The following is a 25,169-nucleotide window of genomic DNA, read 5'->3' on the forward strand; positions in this document are numbered from 1 at the left end:
CGTGATCTCGCCGCATACCCGCGATCTGGGCATGGATAAGCTTTCCTTATGCGATCGTGGCCCGCCCCCGAAGTCCCCGGCCTGCCCCAGGCGGGCCTGCCCGCCGCGGCCCGGCCGTTGCGCCTGCACGACACGGGCACGGGGACGGCCCGTCCCGCCGGCCCCGACCACCCCGGCGGCACCGCCCGCATGTACGTGTGCGGGATCACCCCCTACGACGCCACCCACCTCGGCCACGCCAACACCTACCTGGCGTTCGACCTGGTCAACCGGGTGTGGCGGGATCTCGGGCACCGGGTGCACTACGTCCAGAACACCACCGACGTCGACGACCCGCTGTTGGAACGCGCCCGCGACACCGGCGAGGACTGGCGGCGTCTCGCCGACCGCGAGATCCAGCTGTTCCGCGACGACATGACGGCGCTGCGGATCCTGCCGCCCGACCGGTACGTCGGCGCGGTCGAGGCGATCCCGCTGATCGTCGAGATGATCGAGAAGCTGCGGGGCCGGGACGCCGCCTACGAGGTCGCCGGCGACGTGTACTTCCCGGTCGCCGCCGACCCGGCGTTCGGCCAGGTCAGCGGGCTCAGCAGGGCGGAGATGGCGCCGCTGTTCGCCGAGCGCGGCGGCGACCCGGACCGGCCCGGCAAACGCGACCCGCTCGACGCGCTGCTGTGGATGGCGCGCCGCCCCGGCGAACCGGGCTGGGAGTCGCCGTTCGGGGAGGGCCGCCCCGGCTGGCACGTGGAGTGTTCGGCGATCTCCATCGAGTACCTCGGGATGGCGTTCGACGTGGAGGGCGGCGGCTCCGACCTGGCGTTCCCGCACCACGAGATGAGCGCCTCCCACGCGCAGGTCGCCACCGGCGAACGCCCCCACGCCCGCGCCTACGTCCACGCGGGCATGGTCGGCCTGGACGGCGAGAAGATGTCGAAGTCGCGCGGGAACCTGGTGTTCGTGTCGAGGCTGAGGCAGTCGGGCGTCGACCCGATGGCGATCCGGTTGGCGCTGCTCGGGCACCACTACCGCGCCGACTGGGAGTGGACCGGGGACGTCCTGGACGAGGCCGTCGCGCGCCTGGAACGGTGGCGCGCCGCGGTGGCGCGCCCGTCGGGGCCGCCCGCCGGGCCCGTCGCCGCCGCAGTCCGCGACCGGCTGACCGACGACCTCGACGCCCCGGCCGCGCTCGCCGCCGTCGACGCCTGGGCCGCCGCGGACGGCGCCGACACCACCGCCCCCGGCCAGGTCGCGGCCGTGGTCGACGCCCTCCTCGGCGTCGCCCTCTGACCCGACGGCTCGCTCAGGACGGGACGGCGCCCGACCGGCGCGCGGGCCGATCGGGGTGTCTCAGCCGGGGTCGCGGCGCCGGAGGTAGCGTTCGAACTCCCGGGCGATGGCGTCGCCGCTCGCCTCCGGCAGCTCGGTGGCGTCCTTCTGCTCCTCCAGCGTCCGGACGTACTCGGCGACCTCGGAGTCCTCCTCGGCGAGCTCGTTGACGCCGTTCTCCCAGGCGCGGGCCTCCTCGGGCAGCTCCCCGAGCGGGATGGCGACGTCCAGGAGGTCCTCGACGCGGCGCAGCAACGCGAGGGTGGCCTTCGGGGACGGCGGCTGCGCGACATAGTGCGGGACGGCCGCCCACAGCGACACCGTGTCGAGGTCGGCCTTGGCGCACGCGTCCTGCAGCACGCCGAGGATGCCGGTGGGCCCCTCGTAACGGGCCGGCTCCAGGTGCAGGGTGCGGGCGAGGCCCGCCTCGGACGCGGCGCCGGTGACGGGCACCGGCCGGGTGTGCGGGGCGTCGGCGAGCAGCGCGCCGAGCAGCACGACGTTGCGGATCTCCAGCTCCATCATCAGCCCGATCAGCTCCCGGCAGAACGACCGCCACCGCATGTTCGGCTCGATGCCGTGCAGCAGGACGACGTCCTTGCCGCCCGGCAGCCGCGCCCACGACACGCGCGTCGTCGGCCAGGTGATCCCGCGGGTCTCGCCGTCGGTCATCTCCACGATCGGGCGGGTGACCTGGAAGTCGTAGTAGTCGTCGGGGTCGAGTTCGGCGATCGGCACCGCCTCCCAGGTGGCCTCCAGATGCGCGATGACCCCGCTGGCGGCCTCCCCGGCGTCGTTCCACCCCTCAAAAGCGGCCACGAGCACCGGATCGACCAGCTCCGGCAGACTTTCCAGCTCGACCACGCGCTGCCTCCTTCCGACGCCCAGGTACAGCGTCACCGACGGGGGACCTCATTCCCGGGGGCGGCCCCCGGCTCATGATCGGTGGCTGTCAGCCTACGTCCTGACGGTGACGTACCCCACCCTTGGATGACCCCACGTCCGCCCTGTACGCCCCGGGCGGAATAACGGCCCGGGCGCCGTCACTTACCGTCAATGGCGGGGACGATCAGAAGGCGCGGGGGAGCGGCACGACCCCGACTGGTTTACTCGTCGGTAGTCTTTCGAGAGGAGCGCCGTGACCCGAGGGGGCCCGCAGGCCGTGCTGTTCGACATGGACGGCCTGCTCATCGATTCCGAGCGCGTCTGGCTGGAGGTCGAGTCGGAGGTCATGGCGTGGCTGGGCGGCGAGTGGAGCCGCGCCCACCAGGAACACCTCGTCGGCGGCTCCCTGTCCGTCGCCGTCGACTACATGCTGGAGTTGACCGGCGCGGACGCGCCGCCCGAGGAGGTCGGGCGGCGGATGCTGGACGGCATGGCCGAGCGGCTGAGCGCCTGCGTGCCGATGATGCCCGGCGCCAAGGACCTGCTGGCCGAGGTCCGCGCGGCGGGCGTCCCGGCCGCGCTGGTGTCCTCCAGCCACCGGCGGCTCCTGGAGCCGGTGCTGGACGCCGTCGGCCGCGAGCACTTCGCGTTGAGCGTCGCGGGCGACGAGGTGACGCGGACCAAACCCGACCCCGAGCCCTACCTGACGGCCACGGCCCGGCTCGGCGCCGACCCCGGCCGCTGCGTCGTGCTGGAGGACTCCCCGAACGGCGTCGCCGCGGCCGAGGCCGCGGGCTGCGTCACCGTCGCGGTGCCGAGCGTCCTGCCGATCCCATCCGCCCCGGGCCGCGTCGTGGTCGCGTCGCTGCGCGAGGTCAGCCTCGCGACGCTGCGGGACCTGCCCGCGTTCGACGGCCCCTGATACCTGCGAGGCGGTTCTCAGGGGAGAGATCACGCCGAAGGAGGAGAGGCCCGCGCGCACAAACCGTCCGCCGGGAGGATCGGAACCACCGTTCGACGTGTGACGATGGAGAGAGCAGCACCGTACGGAGTGAGGGGTCGGCATGAGCGACGCAGCCATTTTCGCGATCAGCCTCGGAGTCACCCTGCTCGGGTTGGTCATCAGCTGGGGCGTGTACCGGCGCCGCGGCGCGGGCGTGGGCCTGCGCGGCGCGGCGTTGTCGCTGGTCCCGCTCGCGGCGGCGATGACCGGCGTGACCGAGTTCTTCGTCGACCTGGCCTTCAGCCCGGTCAAGTGGGCGGGCGTCGCCGTCGCGGGACTCGCCGTGCTGCTCTACATGACGTCCGGCGCCATGATGAGCCGCCGCGCGGGTTCCGGCGGCGGAAAGAAGACCACCGAGGCCGGGGACGCCCCGGCGAAGCCCGCCGGACGGTCCGGCAAGGGCAAGAAGGCCGTGGAGGGCCCCGCGCCGGGCGCCGACCCCGAGATGGCCGAGATCGAGCGAATCCTACGCGACCACGGCATCTCCTGACACCGCCCCGGCGTCCATCCCCCCAGCCCAACCCATGGCCGCCCAGACCACCGGGCACACGGCCCGACACATGACCCGGCACGCGCCCGGCACGCGGCTGGAAACGCGCCCCGATGCGTGACCAGGCGTGCGAAGCGGCGTCCAGCTCGAGTCACAGCCGGCCGGGCGTGCGGCCGGAAGCGCGCCCCGGCGCGTGACCGGGCATGCACGACCCGACGCACGACCGAGCACGCGGCCCGGCGCATGGCCCGGTGGCGCGAGACGACGCGCGGATCGGCGAGCGTTGGCGGCGCTGCCTGCGCGAGCGGCCGAGGGACCTCGACCTGCACCACGACCTGGCCGTCCTCTATCGGGAACGGGCGTTGCGGCAGACCGCCCGCACCGGCCGCGACCAGGCACTCGGCCGGGCAAACCGTCCGGCACGCGACCGAACATGTGAACCGGCATGTGACTGGGCGCGCGACCCGGCGCAGGGCGCGGCGCTCGACCAGGCATATGGTCCGGCGTCCTACCCGCCCTGAGAGGCCGAGCCGCGGCGGGGCGGGCATACGACCGGGTATGCGATTCGGCATGTGACCGGACGCGAGACCCGGTGCACGACCAGGTATATGGCCCGGGGTCCAGCACGGCTCGCAGCACGAGCCGCGACGGGCCTGGCACACGATCCGGGCACGCGGACGGGCATGCGATCCGGCGTGGGGCCGGGCGCGCGGTCTGGCGCGGGAGGTGGCGCACGGCCGGGCGTCCACGGCTGGCGCACGGGGTGGTGTGGGGTGTGGGGTGCAGGGCTTTGGGGATAAGGCGTTCGGTGGTGGCCGGGTGGGGCGTTCCGAGGTGATCTTGGGGCGTTCCGGGCCGCCGTCGTGTTTCCGGGTGCGCTGCTGACCTGCGGAGAAACGGTCTCGGAACGGACTCAGTACGGTAAAGCTTTCCGGTCTAGACCGGTCTGGTATTGCCTGCCTGGGTAGCGCCGAACGTACTATTCGGGCGATTTATTCGACGTGTGGCGCGGGCGCGTGTTCCCGAGATGACGACGAGATCACAAGTCAGATACGGGTACTGGCGAAGGTCGCCTCACGGATGGACAGTCGTGCGCGAAGGACTACGTTTCCCTTCAGCGAACGCGGCGTGACAGGCATGTCGGCAGCGGATGATCTCTGTTGCCGCCGGTCGCGCGCCGGCGGCATGGCCGAACCCTGGCCGAACGGTAGGAGGTATGGAGCGTGGCCGCACCCATCGAGGTGAGCGGGTCCGACACCGAGGCGCAGCCCGAATCGGTACTGGCCGGCGTCGACCGCAAGAAGATCCAGGGGCGCTCCCTAGGCCAGATCGCCTGGCTACGGCTCAAACGTGACAAGGTCGCCCTCACCGGCGCGCTCGTGGTGATCCTCCTCATCCTCATCGCGATCTTCGGTCCGTACTTCGTGCAGGACCCGCTGAAGTACCACCAGAACCTGATCGACCCGACCTACAACCGGCCCAAGTCCGGCTTCTGGCATTCGGGCATCAGTTCCGAGCACTGGCTCGGTGTGGAACCGGGCACCGGCCGCGACATGCTGGCCCGAATCGTCCATGGCGCACGGATCTCCCTGCTGGTGTCGTTCCTCGCCACCCTCATGTCGGTGATCATCGGAACGACCATGGGAATCATCGCCGGTTTCTTCGGCGGGTGGGTCGACTACGTCATCAGCCGTGCGATGGACGCCTTTCTCGCGTTCCCTCTCCTGCTTTTCGCGATCGCGCTGGTCGGCGTCGTCGCCGACGACGCGTTCGGGCTGAGCGGCAACAATCTGCGCGTGTCGGTGCTGGTGATCGTCATCGGGTTCTTCAACTGGCCCTATATCGGCCGCATCATCCGAGGTCAGACGCTGTCGCTGCGAGAACGCGAGTTCGTCGACGCGGCGCGCAGCATGGGCGCGCGGAACTCCTACGTGCTGTTCAAGGAGGTCCTGCCGAACCTGGTCGCGCCGATCCTCGTCTACTCGACCCTGCTGATCCCGACCAACATCCTGTTCGAGGCGGCGCTGTCGTTCCTCGGGGTCGGTGTGAACCCGCCGACGCCGTCGTGGGGCGGCATGCTCACCCTCGCGGTGCCGATCTACTCCTCGGACCCGATGTACATGATCATTCCGGGTATGGCCATCTTCATCACCGTCCTCGCCTTCAACCTGTTCGGTGACGGGCTGCGGGACGCTCTCGATCCACGGTCCAGGTGACTCGGGTCTCTTCTGACCCGTCTATATGAAGGGGTGCGCCTGCACATGAACAAGATGAGACCGATCGCGGTCGTCGTGGCCGGTGTGGTCGCGGCCGCGACGCTCGCCGCCTGTGGTGGCGGTGACGACTCCGGCGGCACGGGCAGCGGCCCCGGCTTCAACGCCGGTGTGAAGGAGCAGGTCAACAAGTCGGACAAGAAGGGCGGCACGCTCAAACTCGGTCACTCCGACGACTGGGACTCGCCCGACCCCGGTAACACCTACTACGCGTTCTCCCAGAACTTCTCGCGCCTGTACGGCCGTGGCCTGACCACGTTCGCGCCCGCCGCGGGCGACGCCAGCCTCAAGGTCGTCCCGGACCTGGCGACCGACCTCGGCCAGGCCAGCGACGGCGGCAAGACCTGGACGTACAAGCTGCGCACGGGCGTGAAGTACGACGACGGCACCACCGTCACGTCCAAGGACGTGAAGTACGCGGTGGAGCGCAGTAACTACAGTGACGAGTTGCAGAACGGGCCGAAGTACTTCAAGGCCTACCTTGTCGACAACAAGCCCCCGTACAAGGGCCCGTACAAGGACAAGAGCGACGAGGGTCTGAAGTCGATCGAGACCCCCGACGACCAGACGATCATCTTCCGCTTGAACACGGCGTTCCAGGAGTTCGACTACCTGGTCGCGATGTCGCAGACGATGCCCGTGCCGAAGGCCAAGGACACCGGCCTGAAGTACGAGACCGCGATCGCCTCCACCGGCCCGTACAAGGTCGACAGCTACGCGCGCGGCAAGTCGATGTCGCTGTCGCGTAACCCGAACTGGAACCAGAGCACCGACCCGCTCCGCAAGGCGCTGCCGGACAAGATCGAGGTGCAGCTCAAGCAGAACGGCGACGACATCGACCAGCGGCTTCTGGCCGGTTCGCTGGACGTGGACATGGCGGGCGTCGGTGTGCAGTCCGGCACGCAGCCGAAGGTGCTGGCCGACGACCAGAAGCCGTACGTCGACAACCCGGTGCAGGGTTTCCTGCGGTTCATGTCGCTGAACGTGAACGTCAAGCCGCTTGACAACGTCCACTGCCGTATCGCGGTGCAGTACGCGACCGACAAGGTCGCCGCGCAGACCGCCTACGGCGGCCCGCTCGCCGGTGGTGACATCGCGACGACGGTGCTGCCGCCGACGGTCGCCGGTTACACGAAGTTCGACCTGTACCCGCAGAAGCAGGCGGAGGGCGGCGGTCTCGACCAGGCCACCCTCGCCAAGGCCAAGCAGGAGCTGCAGGCGTGCGGTCAGCCGAACGGTTTCACCACCAAGCTCTCGGCCCGGTCCGACCGGCCGAAGGAGGTGGCGATGGCGCAGGCGATCCAGCAGAGCCTCGCCAAGGTCGGCATCAAGACCGACATCGTGCAGTACCCGGCCGGTGACTACTTCACCAAGTACGTCGGCGTGCCGAAGTACGTCCACGACAACGGCATCGGCATGATGATCATGGCGTGGGCGGCGGACTGGCCCACCGGCTACGGGTTCCTTTCGCAGATCGTCGACGGTGACGCGATCAAGCCGTCCGGTGGCAACAACCTCGCCGAGCTGGACGACCCGCAGATCAACAAGGCTCTGGACGACTCCATCGCCAACCCGGACGAGGCCGCCCGCCTGAAGACCTACGGCGAGATCGACAAGATGGTCATGCAGTCGGCCGCGGAGGTCCCGCTGGTGTACGCCAAGGCGCTGATGTACCGGCCGAAGCGTGTCACCAACGTGGGGATCACCTACTCCTACGGCGGAATGTACGACTACCTCAACATGGGCGTGGAGTAACAGTCCGCTCGTCCATGCGTCCCTCTGAAGGCAGGTGAAGGCGACGCCCGCCGGCCGGGGCCGGGCCTACAGGCCCGCCCCGCCGGCGGGTGGGGCCGCGCAATGTGTTCGCTTACATCGTCCGGCGGCTCATCGGTGCCGTCCTCATGTTGCTGCTGGTCAGCCTGGTGACCTTCGGCATCTTCTTCTGGCTGCCGAAACTGGCGGGGCAGACCACCGACCAGATCGCGGCCGGCTACGTCGGTAAGGCCCCGACGAAGGAGGCCATCCAGGACACCAAGGAACGGCTCGGTCTCGACGACCCGGTGCTCGTGCAGTACGGCAACTATGTCAAGGGCATCGTCGCCGGCCGGGACTTCGAGGCGGGCCCGGTCACCGACCGCTGCCCGGCCCCGTGCCTCGGGTACTCGTTCCGCAGCAGCCAGCCGGTCCTGGAGACCCTGATCGACCGGGCACCGGCGACGGCGTCGCTCGCGACGGGCGCCGCGGTGATCTGGCTGACCGGCGGCATCACCGTCGGCGTGATCTCGGCGTTGCGAAGAGGGAGCCTCTGGGACAGGACGGCGATGGTCGTCGCCCTGAGCGGGGTGTCGCTGCCGATCTACTTCACCGGCATGGTCTCCCTCCAACTGTTCTCCTACAGCGTCGAGATATTTCCCGGCGGCGGCCAGTACACCTCGATCACCGCCGATCCGGTGAAATGGTTCCAGGCGCTGGTCCTGCCGTGGGTGACGTTGGCGTTCCTTTACGCGGCGATGTACGCGCGGCTGACCAGGGCGGGCATGTTGGAGACGATGAACGAGGACTACATCCGCACCGCCCGCGCCAAGGGGCTTCCGGAGCGGACCGTCGTCACCAAACACGCGCTCCGCGCGTCCCTGACACCGATCATGACGGTGTTCGGTCTGGACCTGGGGTTGCTGCTCGGCGGCGCGGTGCTGACGGAGAGCACCTTCGGGATTCCCGGGCTCGGCCGGCTGGCGATCGACTCGATCCGCAGCGGCGACCTGCCGATGGTCCTCGGCGTCACCCTGCTGACCTCCGCCTCGATCGTGATCATCAACCTGATCGTCGACCTGCTGTACGCCGTCGTCGACCCGAGAGTGAGGCTGGGCTGATGACCGGAACCGCGCCCACCGCGCAGACCACGGGCACCGGCGACGCTCCCACGGCGTTCCTCGAGGTCCGCGACCTGAAGATCCACTTCCCGACGGACGACGGTCTGGTCAGGTCCGTGGACGGTCTGACGTTCCAGCTGGAACGGGGCCGCACCCTCGGCATCGTCGGCGAGTCCGGCTCCGGCAAGAGCGTCACCAGCCTCGGCATCCTCGGCCTGCACAACAAACGCAACGCCAACGTGTCCGGTGAGATCTGGCTGAACGGCAAGGAGCTCGTCGGCGCCTCCGAGGCGGAGGTCCGCCGCCTCCGCGGTCGCGACATGGCGATGATCTTCCAGGATCCGCTGTCGGCGATGCACCCGTTCTACACGGTCGGCCACCAGATCATCGAGGCGTACCGGGTGCACAACGACGTCTCCAAGCAGGTCGCCCGCAAACACGCCATCGACATGCTCGGCAAGGTCGGCATCCCGAAACCGGACCGGCGGGTCGACGACTACCCGCACCAGTTCTCCGGCGGCATGCGGCAACGCGCGATGATCGCGATGGCGTTGTCGTGCGACCCGGAGCTGCTGATCGCCGACGAGCCGACGACCGCGCTGGACGTGACCGTCCAGGCGCAGATCCTCGACCTGATCAGCGACCTGCAGGAGGAGTTCAACTCCGCCGTCATCATGATCACCCACGATCTCGGGGTGGTCGCGGAACTGTCGGACGACATCCTGGTGATGTACGCGGGCCGCTGCGTCGAGTACGCCTCGGTCGACGACGCGTTCCACCGGCCGCTGCACCCCTACACGTGGGGGCTGCTCGGGTCGATGCCGCGGCTGGACCGGGAGCGTTCCGAACGGCTCCTGCCGATCGTGGGGTCGCCGCCGAGCCTGATCAACGTGCCGTCCGGGTGCGCGTTCCATCCACGCTGCCCGTACGCGGACTTGAACGGTGACAAGAGCACGACCGAACGGCCGGAGCTGGTCGAGATCGAACCGGGCCACAAGGCGGCGTGCCACCTGCCTGTGGACAGGCGGCGGGAGATCTGGGCCGACGAGATCCGGCCGAAGCTGTGACGAGCACAGGTGGGAACGAGACTGTGGTGAGCACATCGAAGACCCCGGCGGGCGGAACCCGCCCCGCGGGCGAGGCGCTGTTGGAGGTCGAGGGCCTCGGCAAGCATTTCCCCGTCACCGCGGGGCTGCTGCGCAGGCAGGTCGCGGCGGTCAAGGCCGTCGACGGAGTGTCGTTCTCCGTCCGCAAGGGCGAGACGCTCGGACTGGTGGGGGAGTCGGGCTGCGGCAAGTCCACCACCGGCCGCATGATCATGCGGTTGTTGGAGCCGAGCTTCGGGAAGATCACGTTCGAGGGGCAGAACATCACGAAGATGTCGCAGGCGCGGCTGCGTCCGCTCCGCCGCGACCTTCAGATGATCTTCCAGGATCCGTACTCTTCGCTGAACCCCCGCAAGACGGTCGGCGCGATCGTCGGGGCCCCGTTCCGGCTGCAGAACATCGAGGCCAAGCAGGGCGTGAAGAAGGCCGTCCAGGAGATCCTGGAACTCGTCGGCCTCAGCCCCGAGCACTACAACCGGTACCCGCACGAGTTCTCCGGCGGGCAGCGGCAGCGCATCGGCATCGCCCGCACCCTCGCCCTGAAACCGAAACTGATCGTCGCGGACGAGCCGGTGTCGGCGCTGGACGTGTCGGTGCAGGCGCAGGTCGTGAACCTGTTGGAGGACCTGCAGGACGAACTCGACCTCACCTACGTGGTGATCGCGCACGACCTGTCGGTGGTGCGGCACATCTCCGACCGTGTCGCCGTCATGTACCTCGGCAAGATCGTCGAGATCGCGGACCGGTCGGACCTGTACGAACGGCCCATGCACCCCTACACCAACGCGTTGCTGTCGGCGGTGCCGATCCCGGACCCGTCGCAGCGCGGTGAACGGCAGCGGATCCGGTTGCAGGGCGACGTGCCGAGCCCGCTGGACCCGCCGCCCGCGTGCCGCTTCCACACCCGCTGCTGGAAGGCGCAGGACATCTGCCGGCAGGTCGAGCCGCCGCTGGCGGAGCTCAGCCCCGGCCACCAGGCCGCCTGCCACTTCCCGGAGAACACGACGGTCAGCGCGACCGACGCGGTCGCCAAGGCCGCCGTGGCCCCGACGGCGGCACCGGCCGACGACCCCGAACCCGCGGAGTAGCCGCCCCGGCGCCCTTCCGGCGCCTTCCCTCCCGGTGCCTCCTTCCCCGGCGCCGGTCGCGGATGCCCGTGCGCGGCGAAGACCCGGCCCCCTCGTCCGAGAGGGCCGGGTCTTCGCGTCGGCGCCCGGTTTCTCCGGCGTCCTGTTCTCTGGGCGCCTTGTTGCTCCGGTCCTGTTTTTCTGGGCGCCTTGTTTCTTCTCTGGCGTTCTGTTTCTCAGGCGTTCTGTTTCTCCGGCGCCCGGATCCGTGGCGGTCCCGGGCGCCTCGTCCGCGTCATTCGGTGGCGATGGCCTTCAGGACGTCCATGCGCCCGGCCCGCCACGCCGGCCACACCGCGGCCAGCACACCGATCACCGCGGCGACCACCAGGTACATCCCGATCGTCCCGTACGGGACGGCGAGGACCCCGAGGCCCTTGTCGGCCAGCGCGTTCTGCAGCGCCGCGCCGAACGCGACCCCGATCACGACGCCGAGCGCCGCCCCGAACAACGCGATCATGATGGACTCCAGGCGGATCATGCGGCGCAGTTGCCGGCGGGAGATCCCGATCGCGCGCAGCAGCCCGATCTCCCGGGTCCGCTCGATCACCGACAACGCCAGCGTGTTGACCACCCCGACGGCCGCGATGATCACCGACATGACCAGCAGGATCGTCAGGAACGTCACGAACCCGTCGACCTCCTTGCGGACGTCCTCCTTCAGCGCCGCCTGGTCGAGGACCTCCAGGTCCGGGTGGTCCGCCAGCGCCGTCTGCAGCGCCGACCGCGACGCGGGGGCGTTCGCCGCCGCGTCCACCAGGATCGCGTCCACGGTCGGCTTGACCGTGTGCCGCAGGTACGCCTGCTGGGACACCAGCCTGCTGCCGATCAGGTCGCTCTTGGCGAACACGCCCGCCACCGTCAGCCGTTCGGTCCTCCCGTCGGTGAACGTCACCGGCACCGCCGAGCCGACCTTCCAGCCGTTGTTCTTCGCGGTGTCCTCGTCCACCATGATCCCGGCCGACCCGATCGCCGTACCACCCGAAACGATCTTCAGTTTGGCGGCCTTGACGATCACGGCGGCGTCACCGGACACATACGGCGCCTTCTTCCCGGCGATCTTGGCGTCGCCCTGGTACACCGTCGACGCCGCCGCCACCCCCGGAACCGCCTTGAGCTTCTGTTCGACACCGTCCGCGACCCCGGCCGCGCCCTGCGAGGAGACCAGGTAGTCCGCGCCGAACTGGGAGTCGATCTGGGAGTCGACCGACGCCCGCATCGTCGCGCCCAACACGTTCACCGTCGTGATCAACGCCAGGCCGATCATCAACGCGGCGGCGGTCGCCGCGGTCCGGCGCGGGTTGCGCAGCGCGTTCTGCCGGGCCAGCCGGCCCGGCGACCCCAGCAGCCGCGCCCCGGGCGCGCCCAGCACCCGCAGCACCGGCACACTGATCACCGGGGCGAGCATCGCGACACCGATGAACACCGCGAACGCGCCCGCCCCCACGGGCACCACGGCGTTGCCGCCGTCGGCGGTGAGCCCGACACCGATGAGGGCCGCGCCGGCGAGGGTCAGCAGCGACCCGAGCGCCACCCGGATCCGCATCGACCGCTGCGGCAGCGCCACATCGTCCCGCATCGCCGCCACCGGCGGGATCTTCGCGGCCCGCCGCGCCGGGAAGTACGCCGACACGACCGTCACGACGATCCCGACCACGTACGACCAGATCACCGGCGTCGCCGTGAACGTCAACCCGCCGTCGCCGGCGTCACCGACCTGCGACTGCAGCATCGTCGCCAGGCCCGCCCCGACCAGCAGCCCGAGCGTGGACCCCACGACCCCGACCGCGACGGCCTCACCGATCACCGCCCGCGTCACCTGCGCGCGGGCCGCGCCGACCGCCCGCAGCAGCGCCAGCTCCCGGGTCCGCTGCGCCACCAGCATCGAGAACGTGTTGAAGATGATGAACGCCCCGACGAAGATCGAGATCAGCGCGAACACGAGCAGGAACGTCCGGAAGAAGTTCATCATCGCGGCGATGTCGCTCTTGGCCTCCTCCCGCAGCTCCTCCCCGGTCACGGCCTCCAGCCCGTCCGGCAGCGCCTTCGCGACCCGGTCGCGCAGCTCCGCCTGCGACGGCCCCGACGACGCCATCTCGATGTCGCTGAAATAGCCGGGCTTCAGCATCAGCCGCTGCGCCGTCGGCGTGTCGAACGCGGTGAGCGTCGCGCCCATCAGGTTCCCCGCGTCGGCCAACCCCACGATCCGCATCCGCTGCGGCGGCCCCTGCGTGAGGACCCGCGCCGTGTCCCCGATCGACAGGTCGCCCTTCTCGGCGGTCCGCTGGTCCACGACGATCTCGTTCGGCCCCCGCGGCGCCCGGCCCGACGCCAGGTCGTACGACTCGCCGCCGGTCCAGTTCACGCCGAGCTGCGGCGGCCCGTTCTGCGGGGTGCCGATGACCTTCCCGTCCTTGCCGACGACCGCCGCGTACCCGTTGACGTTCCCCTGCGGGTTCTTCACCCCCTCAACGCCCCGCAACGTCGTCAGGAGCGACTCCGGCACCGGCTGCGCCGCCATCCCGTCGTCGTCGCCGTCCACGATCTTCTCGGCCCGCACGTCCACGGCCACGTTCACGCCGACCCGGCTGAACAGCTCGTCGAACTGCTTGTTCATGCTGTCGGTGAAGATCAGCGTCCCGGCCACGAACGCCACACCGAGAATCACCGACACGGCCGTCAACACCAGCCGGATCTTGTGCGCCGCGAGATTGCGGAGCGTCACCTTCCCCATCATCGTGCCGTGACCCCCGGCCCCTGGTCGGAACCCGCGCCCGCGGCGGCGGGCCGCGGAGCGCGGGCACCGCCCGCCTCGAAGCCCTTCATCCGCTCCAGCACCCGCTCCGCCGTCGGCCCGGCCATCGTGTCGACGATCTGCCCGTCCGTCAGGAACAGCACCTGGTCGGCGTACGCCGCCGCGGACGGGTCATGCGTCACCATCACGATCGTCTGCCCCATCCGCCGCACCGAGTCCCGCAGGAACCCCAGCACCTCCGCGCCCGACCGCGAGTCCAGGTTCCCCGTCGGCTCGTCCGCGAAAATGATCTCGGGGCGGGCGGCGAGCGCCCGCGCGCACGCCACCCGCTGCTGCTGCCCGCCCGACAACTCCGTCGGACGGTGCTTCAACCGCGGCCGCAACCCCACCGTGTCGATCACCGCGTCCAGCCACTCCTTCTCCGGCCTACGACCCGCGATGTCCATCGGCAGCGTGATGTTCTCCAACGCCGTCAACGTCGGCACCAGGTTGAACGCCTGGAAGATGAAACCGACCTTGTCGCGCCGCAGCCGCGTCAACTGCTTGTCCTTCAACCGCGTCAGCTCGGTGTCCCCGATGAAGACCTCTCCCGAGTCGACCGAGTCCAGACCCGCCATGCAGTGCATCAGGGTCGACTTCCCCGACCCGGACGGACCCATGATCGCGGTGAACCGGCCGCGGGGAATGCCGACCGTGACCCCGTCGAGCGCGACGACACGGGCGTCACCACGCCCGTACACCTTCGCGATCTCCACGGTCCGTGCGGCGAAGTCGCCCGCCCCGGGCGCGGTCGGCGCGCCGGCGGTCGACGGGGCGGTGTTCGTCACGTGAAACTCCCATGTGTGAGTGAGTAGAACGTTCGCGTCGTGACCGCGCCGAGCCCCCGGCGATCCGACCCTCAAAACAGTAGAAGCCCGACGATCTCCTGAGATGGCCCTGAGGAACTGAATCGTCCGTCCACCCAGGGCAGGAGCGACCCTCCGCCGGTCGTACCAGCGGAGTAGACCCACCGCGCAGAAAGACAGGGGACGTCTCAGGGACCGAAACCCGCCCGGAACCGCCCCGCGCCCCGGCACGCGCCGCTCACCTGCACCGACACGAACGCCGGGACCTCAGGGACATCCCCGAGACCCCGGCGCCCGGCGACGCTCTCCGCGCCGCGGACGAGGCACCGCCGGTCAGCTCTGACCCGGCCTGCTCAACCCCGTCTCGTACGCGTACACGACCGCCTGCACCCGGTCCCGCAGCCCCAACTTCGCCAGCACGTTCCCCACATGCGTCTTCACGGTCGTCTCGCTCACCACGAGCTCCGCCGCGATCTCCGCGTTCGACTGGCCCCGCGCCACATGCGCCAGGACCTCACGCTCCCGCTCGGTCAACGTGTCCAACCCCGGCGGCGGCGTCTGGTCCCGCACCGCCGGCAGCCGCGTCGCGAACCGGTCCAGCAGCCGCCGCGTCACCGACGGCGCCACGATCGCGTCCCCCGCCGCCACGATCCGGATCGCCTGGACGAGGTCCTCCGGCGGCGAGTCCTTCAACAGGAACCCGCTCGCCCCCGCCCGCACCGCCTCGATCACGTACTCGTCCAGATCGAACGTCGTCAGGATCAACACCCGCGGGTCGTGCGACGCCGCGCCCTCCCGGATGATCCGCCGGGTCGCCTCGATCCCGTCCACGCCCGGCATCCGGATGTCCATCAACACCACGTCCGGCAGCAACGACCGCGTCATCTCCACCGCCGCCGCGCCGTCCCCGGCCTCACCGACCACCGCGATGTCCGGTTCCGCCTCCAGGATCAGCCGGAACCCCGTCCGCAGCAGCGGCTGGTCGTCGACGAGCAGCACCCGTACCGCCGTCATCGCCGCGCCCCGCCCACCCGGCGCACCGGGCCGCTCCGGGACGCGCGGGGGGCCGTCCCTCCATCACAGGCCGGTCCGTTCATCGTCACCGCTCCTCGCCTCACAGCGCTCCAGCACACCCTACGGCCCCACCGGACCGCACCGCCCAGATCCCGCGACCCGAACCCTCGCCCGGACCCTGGTCCGGGCGACGGTCTGACCCCCGAGGCGGCGCACGCCCGGTGGGAGGCGGGCGACCTGCTGGTCGACATCCGGCCCGCCGCCCAGCGTGCGGACGAGGACGAAGTTGGACCCTCGCCCGGACCCTGGTCCAAACCCGGCCCGAATCTCTGCCTGGGCCTTCGCCCGGACTTTCGCCCGGACTTTCGCCCGGAGCATCGTTCGGACCTTCGCCCGGACTTTCGTTCGGACTTTCGCCCGGAGCTTCGTTCGGAGCCTTGTCCGAATCTCGCCGTCCCGGACTCACCGCCCGAACCGGCGGATCCGCGGACCATCTCACGCCTCCAACGGGAAACGCGCCCGCACCCCGAACCCGCCGCCCACCCGCGGCCCGATCTTCAACTCGCCACCGTACAGCGCCACCCGCTCGTACATGCCGACAAGCCCATGCCCCGGGTTGTCACCGTCGTCCCCCATGAACGTCGTCGTGCCCCGACCGTCGTCCTCGATCTCCACCGTCAGATCACCGTCCCCGTAGTACAACCGCACCCACGCCCGCGCCTGCGGCCCCGCATGCTTCAACGTGTTCGTCAACGCCTCCTGGATCAGCCGGAACGCCGCCACGTCCACCCCCGGCGACGGCGGCCGCGCCTCACCCTCGATCCACAACTGCACCGACAGACCCGTCTCCCGGACGTGATCCAGCAGCTCACCGAGATCCCCCAGACCCGGCTGCGGCGCCAACTCCCGCCCCGCACGCTCCGAATCCCGGTCCGTCCGCAACACCCCCACGATCCGCCGCATCTCGCTCAACGCCGTCCGACCGACCTCCTCGATCGTCGACATCGCCTCCCGCGCGCTCCCCGGATCCCGGTCGATGATCCGCCGCGCGGCACCCGCCTGCACCGTCATCACGCTCACATGGTGCGCCACCACATCGTGCAGCTCCCGCGCGATCCGCGACCGCTCCTCGATCCGCGCCGCCCGCGCGTCGGTGCCCCGCGCCCGCTCCAGCCGCGCCGCCCGATCCTCCAACTCCGCGAAGTACGCCCGCCGCAGCCGCAGGTTCCGGCCCAGCACCCACACACCCACCACCAACGCGGCATCGGTGATCATCGTCAACGGCGACGTCGACACCGGCAACATCACCAGGAACGTCACGAAGTACACGCAGGCGACCAGCCCGCCGAGCGCGCTCTTCGCCAACCCGCGATACGCCGCCACCGTGTACACCGCCACCAGGAACGCCACCACGTCCGGCAACCCCGGCGGATACTCCAACACCGCCAACGTCAACTCACCGGCGATGATCACCAGCAGGACCGCCAGCGGGGCCCGGCGCCGCCATGTCAGCGCCAACGTCACCCCCGCGATCAGCAACGCCGCCCAAACGTCCGGGTCACGGAACCGCTCGAACTCCGGAGACGCCGGAAGCTTCTCCAGGAACAGCTGCGGCAACCCCACGACCAGCAGCCCCACCGCGAGCAGCGCGTCCGCCGCCTGCGGACGCGCCTTGAGCCATGCGCGGATGGACAGTAGACCACTGATGCGGGGTGACACGACTCTCACCCTAGGAGGTCGCACCAGGTCGTGAGCCCTCCTGGACGCCGATCCGCCGTCCTCCCCAAGGAGGACGCGCCCACGGCACCCGATCCACCCCGCGCCGAACCGCCCGGACCAGCCCCTGCCCAGCGACCGGACCAGCAGCCGGACCAGCAGCCGGACCAGTGACCGGACCGGTGACCGGGCCGGTGCCGACACGCCCCCGTGACCAGCGGCGCACCTGACCGCGCGACCAACGGCATGACCGGAACCCCGACCCGCGACACGACCGGAAGGATCACAGATCGTCGTGTTCGCGCGCCGACCCCTCCACACCGCCCCCACCCTCGAGATCCGCCGGGGACGGGCGACCCACCGGCCCCACCGGCAGCGGCGGGGGAGTACCCCCGAACTCCGGACACCGCTCCTTGTGGTCACACCAGTCGCACAACCGACCCGAACGCGGACGCCACTCCCCACTGTCCATCGCCCGCCGGATCGCCTCCCACAACGCCTCCACCTTCCGCTGCGTCGCCCGCAGATCCCCCTCATCGGGCTCATACCGCAACACTTCACCGTTACCGAGATACATCAACTGCAACAACCGCGGAACCCGCCCCTGCAACCTCCACAGCACCAACGCGTAGAACTTCATCTGGAACAACGCCCGAGCCTCGAAATCCGCCCGCGGCGCCGTCCCCGTCTTATAGTCCACGATCCGCACATCACCACTCGGCGCCACATCCACCCGGTCGATGTAACCCCGCAACTTCAACCCCGAATCCAGCACCGTCTCCACGAACAACTCACGCTCCGCCGGCTCCAACCGCCGCGGATCCTCCAACTCGAAATACCGCTCCACCATCCGCCGCGCCTGCCCCAGCCACTCCGCCCGCTCCGCGTCCCCGGCCTCCCCGTCCCCGAACAACCCCGCCAACTCCGGCTCCGCCGCCAGCAGCCGCTCCCACTCCGGACCCACCAACTCCACCGCGGCCGCCGCCGTCCGCCCACCCCGCGGAAGATCGAACAACCGCTCCAGCACCGCGTGCACCAACGTCCCCCGCGCCGCCGCCGCACTCGGCCGCTCCGGCAACCGATCGATCACCCGGAACCGATACAACAACGGACACGTCATGAAATCGCTCGCCCGCGACGGCGACAACGACCCCACCACCTCCACACCCGCAGACCCCACCGATCCCACCGACCCCGCCGACCCGGTCGCCCCCGCGCCGCCACCAGCGGACGGAACGCACGCCTCACTACCCGCCTCGGTCGTCGTCATGGCACAGCACACTAGGCCACACCCCCGACGAAATCCCGCAACCCGACGCCCCCACCCCCACACCACCACCCGGCCCGCCCCACCGGGGCCGTAGCATCGGTAACGTGACACACAGCGCGCCCCCGACCGAGGGCAAGACGCCCACCGGCGGCCCCGGCCACGACAACGGCCCCACCCCACGGCCCGGCCTCCTCATGGGCCGCCTCCTCGGCGTCCCCATCTACGTCTCGCCCAGCTGGTTCCTGGTCGCCGCCCTCGTCACCGTCATGTTCGAAGGACAGGTCCACGACGTCGTCGAACGCCCCGTCAGCTACCTCGTCGCGTTCCTCTACGCCGTCCTCCTCTACGGCTCCGTCTTCGTCCACGAACTCAGCCACGCCGTCACCGCCCGCGTCTTCGGCCTCCCCGTCCGATCCGTCACCCTCCACATCCTCGGCGGCGAAACCTCCATCGAACGCGAGGCCCCCACCCCCGGACGCGAATTCCTCATCGCCTTCGCCGGCCCCCTCGTCAACCTCATCCTCGCCGGCCTCGGCCTCCTCACCCACGCCCTCCTCCCACTCCCCGACGTCGCCCTCCTCCTCGTCGACGCCCTCACCTTCGCCAACCTCCTCGTCGGCGTCTTCAACCTCCTCCCCGGCCTCCCCCTCGACGGCGGACGCCTCGTCCGCGCCGCCGTCTGGAAGGCCACCGGACGCGCCCGCAGCGGCGCCATCATCGCCGGCTGGGTCGGCCGCGGCGTCGCCCTCGCCACCCTCGTCGCCGGCGCCTTCCTCGCCACCTACGGCACCGGCGACGACGGCGGCATCGGCTGGCTCGCCCTCCTCTGGTCCGCCCTCGTCGCCTCCTTCATCTGGGTCGGCGCCACCCACGCCATCCGCGCCGAACACGTCCGCGACCGCATCCCCCTCCTGTCCGCCCGCCGCCTCGCCCGCCGCGCCACCCTCGTCACCGCCGACGTCCCCCTCGCCGAAGCCGTCCGCCGCGCCCAGGAAGACCACGCCGGCGCCATCGTCATCGCCGACCACGACGGCAAACCCCTCGGCCTCGTCAACGAGAAGGCCGTCACCGCCACCCCCCACCACCGCCGCCCCTGGGTCACCGCCGGCGACCTCTCCCGCGGCATCGACGACGACCTCACCCTCCCCGCCGACATCGCCGGCGACGACCTCATGGACGCCCTCCGCCGCGCCCCCGCCACCGAATACCTCCTCGTCGAACCCGACGGCCGCGTCTACGGCGTCCTCGCCACCGCCGACATCGACCGCGCCTTCACCGGCATCTGACCCGACCACCGGCCCCCCAGACCCGACCCCGCCCGCGCCCCCACCCCGACCGGCCCGGACGTCCCACAGCCGCCGCTAGCCTTGACGCCCATGAGCGAACCCCAGCCGAACGGCGCCACCACCCCCACCCCACGCCACACCCCCCACGGCCCGTTCCGCCCCGGCGACCAGGTTCAGCTCACCGACCCCAAAGGCCGCATCAACACCATCACCCTCCAACCCGGCAAGCTCTACCACTCCCACAAAGGCTCCGTCCCCCACGACGCCATCATCGGCAACCCCGAAGGCACCGTCTACCGCTCCACCGGCGGCACCGAATACCTCGCCTTCCGCCCCCTCCTCGCCGACTTCGCCCTCCGCATGCCCCGCGGCGCCGCCGTCGTCTACCCCAAGGACGCCGCCCAGATCGTCGCCATGGCCGACATCTTCCCCGGCGCCCGCGTCATCGAGGCCGGAGCCGGATCCGGCGCCCTCAGCTGCTTCCTTCTCCGCGCCGTCGGCGAACACGGCCTCCTCTCCTCCTACGAACGCCGCCCCGACTTCGCCGACATCGCCCGCACCAACGTCGAGAAATTCTTCGGCGCCCCCCACCCCGCCTGGCGCCTCACCGTCGGATCCCTCGAACACCATCTCACCGAAACCGACATCGACCGCGTCGTCCTCGACATGCTCGCCCCCTGGGAATGCCTCGACACCGTCGCCCGCGCCCTCATCCCCGGCGGCATCCTCTGCGCCTACATCGCCACCACCACCCAGATGTCCCGCATCGTCGAAGACCTCCGCGCCCACGGCCGCTTCGCCGAACCCACCGCCTTCGAGACCATGCTCCGCACCTGGCACGTCGACGGCCTCGCCGTCCGCCCCGACCACCGCATGATCGGCCACACCGGCTTCCTCGTCACCGCCCGCCGCCTCGCCGACGGCGTCACCCCACCCGCTCGGCGCCGCCGCCCCGCCAAAGGCGCCCACCCCACCCCCGACGAAACCGCCACCCCCCGAACCGAACCCGCCACACCCGAACCCGCCACGCCAGAACCCGCCACGCCCGGGCACACCACCGAGTCGTAGATCACACCCCGCCCCCACACCCCACGACACCACCTCCGCACCCACCACGACACCCCGGAAACCCACCCCCAGCCCCACCCGACCCCCCAAACCCACCACGACACCCCACCCAACACCCACAAACCCCCAGGTCCACGCCCCGTAACCCCCCGACCCACACCGCCCCCACAGCACCCCTCCCAACCCCCGCGGAACCCCACCGCACGACACGAACACCGAATGGGCAGGTTACGGAAGCCCTCCAGATAGGTAGGGTCTCAGTAGGTCGTCGGCTCTTCATGAGGAGGTGACGGGGCGTGGCCGCTCGTGACGACGCTGGGGCGCGAAGGGCGCAGCACGAAAAAGAGGTCAGGGACCTCCAAACACAGATCTCCTTCCTGGAGGAGGAGATCTCCGTGCTGCGCCGCAAGCTCGCGGAATCCCCCCGCCAAGTACGTGTTCTGGAAGAACGCCTCCATGAGGCACAGGCCAACCTGGCCGCCGTAACCGGTCAGAACGAGCGTCTCGTAGCGACCCTCAAGGAGGCTCGCGAACAGATCGTGGCGCTCAAGGAGGAGGTCGACAGGCTCGCACAACCACCATCCGGGTTCGGAGTCTTCCTCGAAGCCCGCGACGATGGAACGATCGACATCTTCACCGGCGGACGCAAACTCCGCGTCAACGTCAGCCCCGCCGTCGACGTCGACGAACTCCAACGCGGCCAAGAGGTCATGCTCAACGAGGCCCTCAACGTCGTCGAAGCCCTCGCCTTCGAAGAACAAGGCGAAGTCGTCATGCTCAAAGAGCTCTTCGACGACGGCGAACGCGCCCTCGTCATCGCACACGCCGACGAGGAACGCGTCGTCAAACTAGCCGAACCCCTCCGCGGAGTCCCCCTCCGCGCAGGCGACTCCCTCATGCTCGAACCCCGCTCCGGATACGCCTACGAAAAAATCCACAAAGCGGAGGTCGAAGAACTCGTCCTCGAAGAGGTCCCCGACATCTCCTACAACGAGATCGGCGGACTCGGCTCACAGATCGAAATGATCCGCGACGCCGTCGAACTGCCCTACCTGCACGCCGACCTCTTCCGCGAACACCAACTCAGGCCCCCCAAGGGCGTCCTCCTCTACGGACCCCCCGGATGCGGCAAGACCCTCATCGCCAAGGCCGTCGCCAACTCCCTCGCCAAACAGGTCGCGGAGAAAACCGGCCAAGAAGGCAAGAGCTTCTTCCTCAACATCAAGGGCCCCGAACTCCTCAACAAATACGTCGGCGAAACAGAACGCCACATCCGACTCGTCTTCCAGCGCGCCCGCGAAAAGGCCTCCGCCGGAACCCCCGTCATCGTCTTCTTCGACGAGATGGACTCCATCTTCCGCACCCGCGGATCCGGAGTCTCCTCCGACGTCGAGAACACCATCGTCCCCCAACTCCTCAGCGAGATCGACGGCGTCGAAGGCCTCGAGAACGTCATCGTCATCGGCGCGTCCAACCGCGAGGACATGATCGACCCCGCGATCCTCCGACCCGGCCGCCTCGACGTCAAAATCAAAATCGAACGACCCGACGCCGAAGCCGCCAAGGACATCTTCTCCAAATACATCCTCGAGGGACTCCCACTCCACCCGGACGACCTCAAGGAACACGGCGGCTCCCCGGACGCCACCGTCGAAGCCATGATCCAACGCACCGTCGAACGCATGTACGCCGAAACCGAGGAGAACCGCTTCCTCGAAGTCACCTACGCCAACGGTGACAAAGAAGTCCTCTACTTCAAGGACTTCAACTCCGGCGCCATGATCCAGAACATCGTCGACCGCGCCAAGAAAATGGCCATCAAACAATTCCTCGACACCGGGCAGAAAGGCCTACGCGTCACCCACCTCCTGGCCGCCTGCGTCGACGAATTCAGCGAGAACGAAGACCTCCCCAACACCACCAACCCCGACGACTGGGCCCGCATCTCCGGCAAGAAGGGCGAACGGATCGTCTACATCCGCACCCTCGTCTCCGGAACCAAGGGCGCAGAAGCCGGCCGATCCATCGACACCGTCGCCAACACCGGCCAATACCTCTGACACACCCCTCCAGGACGACACGCGCGGCGGCCTCCACACCCGAGGCCGCCGCGCAGCCCTGCCCCGCCACACCCCCCACCAAGCCCCGGCCCCGTGGCCCCACCCCCCACACCCCGATAGGCTCGACGATATGAGTGTTCGGCGGGTGATGGGCATCGAGACCGAGTACGGCATCTCCGTACCCGGACAGCCAGGGGCCAACGCGATGGTGACCTCCTCCCAGGTCGTCAACGCCTACCTCGCGGCATCAGCGGCACGCGCCCGCAGAGCCCGCTGGGACTTCGAAGAGGAGAACCCCCTCCGCGACGCCCGCGGCTTCGACCTGGCCCGCGAAGTCGCCGATCCCACCCAACTCACCGACGAAGACCTCGGCCTCGCCAACGTCATCCTCACCAACGGCGCCCGCCTCTACGTCGACCACGCCCACCCCGAATACTCCGCACCCGAATGCACCAACCCCCGCGACGCCGTCATCTGGGACAAAGCCGGAGAACGCGTCATGGCCGACGCCGCCCAACGCGCCGCCATGGTCCCCGGCACCCACCCCATCCAGCTCTACAAGAACAACACCGACAACAAGGGCGCCTCCTACGGCTGCCATGAGAACTACCTCATGCGCCGCGAAACCCCCTTCGCCGACATCGTCCGCCACCTCACCCCCTTCTTCGTCTCCCGCCAGGTCGTCACCGGCGCCGGACGCGTCGGCATCGGCGTCGACGGACGCGGCGACGGCTTCCAGATCAGCCAACGCGCCGACTTCTTCGAAGTCGAAGTCGGCCTCGAAACCACCCTCAAACGCCCCATCATCAACACCCGCGACGAACCCCACGCCGACCCAGAAAAATACCGCCGCCTCCACGTCATCATCGGCGACGCCAACATGGCCGAGCTCTCCACCTACCTCAAACTCGGCACCACCTCACTCGTCCTCGCCATGATCGAAGACGGCTTCCTCACCGTCGACCTCTCCGTCGACATGCCCGTCGCCGCCCTCCGCGCCATCTCCCACGACCCCACCTGCAAACACCAACTCACCCTCCGCGACGGCCGCAAGATGACCGCCGTCCAACTCCAGATGGAGTACCTCGAACAATCCCGCAAATACGTCGAAGACCGCTTCGGCTCCGACGTCGACGAAATGACCAAGGACGTCCTCGACCGCTGGGAATCCGTCCTCCACCGCCTCGGCGACGACCCCATGCAACTCTCCCGCGAACTCGACTGGGTCGCCAAACTCTCCCTCCTCGAGGGCTACCGCAGCCGCGACGGCATCGACTGGTCCCACCCCCGCCTCCAACTCGTCGACCTCCAGTACACCGACATCCGCCCCGACAAGGGCCTCTACAACCGCCTCGTCGACCGCGGCCGCATCGACCGCGTCATCGCCGAACCCGAGGTCCAGGCCGCCGTCGAGGACCCACCCGAGGACACCCGCGCCTACTTCCGCGGCCGCTGCCTCCGCCAGTACGCCGACTCCGTCGCCGCCGCCTCCTGGGACTCCGTCATCTTCGACGTCCCCGGCCGCGAATCCCTCCAGCGCGTCCCGACCCTGGAACCACTGCGCGGCACCAAACAGCACGTGGGCGCCCTCCTGGACCGCTGCCGCACCGCAGCCGACCTCGTCGCCACCCTCACCGGCCAGAACTGAGCAGAAGCCACAGCGCCACCCGCAAGCGCCAGCGACCCCATCGCCCCCTAGTGCGCGACCTTCCCCGCACCCTTCCCAAATGGGCGTTGGCGGTGGCGTGGGGGCGGTGTCGGGGGCGCCGCTCCAGGTCGGTGAGAGCGCTCAGCTCTACGATCGGCGGCCGCGCCGGGCCCTGGTAACCGTCCGCGCGCCACCCGAGCACGGCGACCTCCTCGACCTCGGCTGCGCGATACGAGTCCCTCGCCCTCACCCTGGGACAGGCACCACGACCTGGCCAACGCCGCCAAGGAGAGCGGGAAACAGGGCGGAAGCCGACAGCGGCGCGACACGCCTCGAGCAGCAGGGCCTGTGCCCCACGATGCCCCCTGCGCGCCACCCCCCGACGCCGTCGCACCCGGAGGCACCCTCCATCGCCTGGGCACGG

19 protein-coding genes are annotated in these 25,169 nt (G+C 69.8%); 13 read left to right on the top strand and 6 right to left on the bottom strand.

Translation table 11 applies throughout. The annotated features are described in order from the left end of the window. Window positions 1-48: 48 nt before the first annotated feature. Window positions 49-1,287: a cysteine--1-D-myo-inosityl 2-amino-2-deoxy-alpha-D-glucopyranoside ligase gene (gene mshC, locus BZB76_RS19920; RefSeq protein WP_121435888.1), complete on the top strand. Its 1,239-nt coding sequence runs from the start codon at window positions 49-51 to the stop codon at window positions 1,285-1,287. A gap of 60 nt (window positions 1,288-1,347) precedes the next feature. On the opposite strand, the gene BZB76_RS19925 is transcribed toward mshC, so the two are convergent. Beyond that, entirely contained in the window at window positions 1,348-2,190 is an 843-nt protein-coding gene (locus BZB76_RS19925; protein WP_121436232.1) for a PAC2 family protein, read from the bottom strand. A gap of 274 nt (window positions 2,191-2,464) precedes the next feature. Here BZB76_RS19925 and BZB76_RS19930 point away from each other — a divergent pair, with 274 nt between their 5' ends. The 8 genes from BZB76_RS19930 (at window position 2,465) to BZB76_RS19965 (ending at window position 11,044) form a co-directional block, all read left to right on the top strand. Then, entirely contained in the window at window positions 2,465-3,133 is a 669-nt protein-coding gene (locus BZB76_RS19930; RefSeq protein WP_246007063.1) for an HAD family hydrolase, read from the top strand. 142 nt (window positions 3,134-3,275) lie between these two features. Further along, window positions 3,276-3,704: a hypothetical protein gene (locus tag BZB76_RS19935; protein ID WP_121435889.1), complete on the top strand. Its 429-nt coding sequence runs from the start codon at window positions 3,276-3,278 to the stop codon at window positions 3,702-3,704. A 251-nt stretch (window positions 3,705-3,955) separates the two neighbouring features. Continuing rightward, entirely contained in the window at window positions 3,956-4,225 is a 270-nt protein-coding gene (locus BZB76_RS19940) for a hypothetical protein (RefSeq protein WP_147449476.1), read from the top strand. 702 nt (window positions 4,226-4,927) lie between these two features. After that, window positions 4,928-5,920 carry an ABC transporter permease gene (locus BZB76_RS19945; RefSeq protein WP_121435891.1) on the top strand — a complete coding sequence of 331 codons (993 nt, stop codon included), beginning with the start codon at window positions 4,928-4,930 and terminating at the stop codon, window positions 5,918-5,920. A gap of 45 nt (window positions 5,921-5,965) precedes the next feature. Further along, window positions 5,966-7,732, top strand: a complete 1,767-nt coding sequence (locus BZB76_RS19950) for an ABC transporter substrate-binding protein (protein WP_121436234.1) — start codon at window positions 5,966-5,968, stop codon at window positions 7,730-7,732. Window positions 7,733-7,836: 104 nt separating this feature from the next. After that, window positions 7,837-8,850 carry an ABC transporter permease gene (locus BZB76_RS19955; RefSeq protein WP_121435892.1) on the top strand — a complete coding sequence of 338 codons (1,014 nt, stop codon included), beginning with the start codon at window positions 7,837-7,839 and terminating at the stop codon, window positions 8,848-8,850. Beyond that, window positions 8,850-9,917: an ABC transporter ATP-binding protein gene (locus BZB76_RS19960; protein WP_121435893.1), complete on the top strand. Its 1,068-nt coding sequence runs from the start codon at window positions 8,850-8,852 to the stop codon at window positions 9,915-9,917. Before BZB76_RS19955 ends, BZB76_RS19960 begins: the two co-directional genes overlap by 1 nt. Before the next feature lie 26 nt (window positions 9,918-9,943). Next, on the top strand, window positions 9,944-11,044 hold the full coding sequence (locus tag BZB76_RS19965) for an ABC transporter ATP-binding protein (protein WP_121435894.1): 1,101 nt from the start codon (window positions 9,944-9,946) through the stop codon (window positions 11,042-11,044). A 274-nt stretch (window positions 11,045-11,318) separates the two neighbouring features. Here the strand turns inward: BZB76_RS19965 and BZB76_RS19970 are convergent, their stop codons facing one another. The 5 genes from BZB76_RS19970 to BZB76_RS19990 form a co-directional block, all read right to left on the bottom strand. Further along, a complete protein-coding gene (locus BZB76_RS19970) occupies window positions 11,319-13,817 on the bottom strand; it encodes an ABC transporter permease (RefSeq protein WP_121435895.1) in 2,499 nt (832 codons plus the stop codon). Continuing rightward, window positions 13,817-14,665, bottom strand: a complete 849-nt coding sequence (locus BZB76_RS19975) for an ABC transporter ATP-binding protein (protein ID WP_121435896.1) — start codon at window positions 14,663-14,665, stop codon at window positions 13,817-13,819. The genes BZB76_RS19970 and BZB76_RS19975 overlap by 1 nt, the downstream gene beginning before the upstream one ends. Window positions 14,666-15,016: 351 nt before the next feature. After that, entirely contained in the window at window positions 15,017-15,697 is a 681-nt protein-coding gene (locus tag BZB76_RS19980; RefSeq protein WP_121435897.1) for a response regulator, read from the bottom strand. A 495-nt stretch (window positions 15,698-16,192) separates the two neighbouring features. Further along, entirely contained in the window at window positions 16,193-17,416 is a 1,224-nt protein-coding gene (locus BZB76_RS19985) for a sensor histidine kinase (RefSeq protein WP_121436235.1), read from the bottom strand. Between the two features lie 280 nt (window positions 17,417-17,696). Continuing rightward, a complete protein-coding gene (locus BZB76_RS19990) occupies window positions 17,697-18,578 on the bottom strand; it encodes a RecB family exonuclease (RefSeq protein ID WP_281273893.1) in 882 nt (293 codons plus the stop codon). A gap of 209 nt (window positions 18,579-18,787) precedes the next feature. Between BZB76_RS19990 and BZB76_RS19995 the strand changes: the two genes are divergently transcribed. The 4 genes from BZB76_RS19995 to dop all read left to right on the top strand — a co-directional run bounded on the left by BZB76_RS19995 (window position 18,788) and on the right by dop (window position 24,745). Further along, window positions 18,788-19,969, top strand: a complete 1,182-nt coding sequence (locus BZB76_RS19995; protein ID WP_246007064.1) for a site-2 protease family protein — start codon at window positions 18,788-18,790, stop codon at window positions 19,967-19,969. A gap of 90 nt (window positions 19,970-20,059) precedes the next feature. Next, window positions 20,060-21,037 (top strand): tRNA (adenine-N1)-methyltransferase, encoded by a 978-nt coding sequence (locus BZB76_RS20000; protein WP_121435900.1) that lies wholly within the window; start codon window positions 20,060-20,062, stop codon window positions 21,035-21,037. A gap of 296 nt (window positions 21,038-21,333) precedes the next feature. Further along, a complete protein-coding gene (arc, locus tag BZB76_RS20005) occupies window positions 21,334-23,097 on the top strand; it encodes a proteasome ATPase (protein ID WP_121435901.1) in 1,764 nt (587 codons plus the stop codon). Between the two features lie 130 nt (window positions 23,098-23,227). Beyond that, on the top strand, window positions 23,228-24,745 hold the full coding sequence (gene dop, locus BZB76_RS20010) for a depupylase/deamidase Dop (protein WP_121435902.1): 1,518 nt from the start codon (window positions 23,228-23,230) through the stop codon (window positions 24,743-24,745). Window positions 24,746-25,169: the final 424 nt, after the last annotated feature.

The sequence above is a fragment of the Actinomadura pelletieri DSM 43383 genome, from assembly GCF_003634705.1.
Taxonomy (GTDB): domain Bacteria; phylum Actinomycetota; class Actinomycetes; order Streptosporangiales; family Streptosporangiaceae; genus Spirillospora; species Spirillospora pelletieri.

Coding starts and splice junctions, on each gene's coding strand:
- mshC (WP_121435888.1), top strand. CDS start 49: ATGCGATCGTGGCCCGCCCCCGAAGTCCCCGGCCTGCCCCAGGCGGGC.
- BZB76_RS19935 (WP_121435889.1), top strand. CDS start 3,276: ATGAGCGACGCAGCCATTTTCGCGATCAGCCTCGGAGTCACCCTGCTC.
- BZB76_RS19950 (WP_121436234.1), top strand. CDS start 5,966: ATGAACAAGATGAGACCGATCGCGGTCGTCGTGGCCGGTGTGGTCGCG.
- BZB76_RS19960 (WP_121435893.1), top strand. CDS start 8,850: ATGACCGGAACCGCGCCCACCGCGCAGACCACGGGCACCGGCGACGCT.
- BZB76_RS19970 (WP_121435895.1), bottom strand. CDS start 13,817: ATGGGGAAGGTGACGCTCCGCAATCTCGCGGCGCACAAGATCCGGCTG.
- BZB76_RS19980 (WP_121435897.1), bottom strand. CDS start 15,697: ATGACGGCGGTACGGGTGCTGCTCGTCGACGACCAGCCGCTGCTGCGG.
- BZB76_RS20000 (WP_121435900.1), top strand. CDS start 20,060: ATGAGCGAACCCCAGCCGAACGGCGCCACCACCCCCACCCCACGCCAC.
- dop (WP_121435902.1), top strand. CDS start 23,228: ATGAGTGTTCGGCGGGTGATGGGCATCGAGACCGAGTACGGCATCTCC.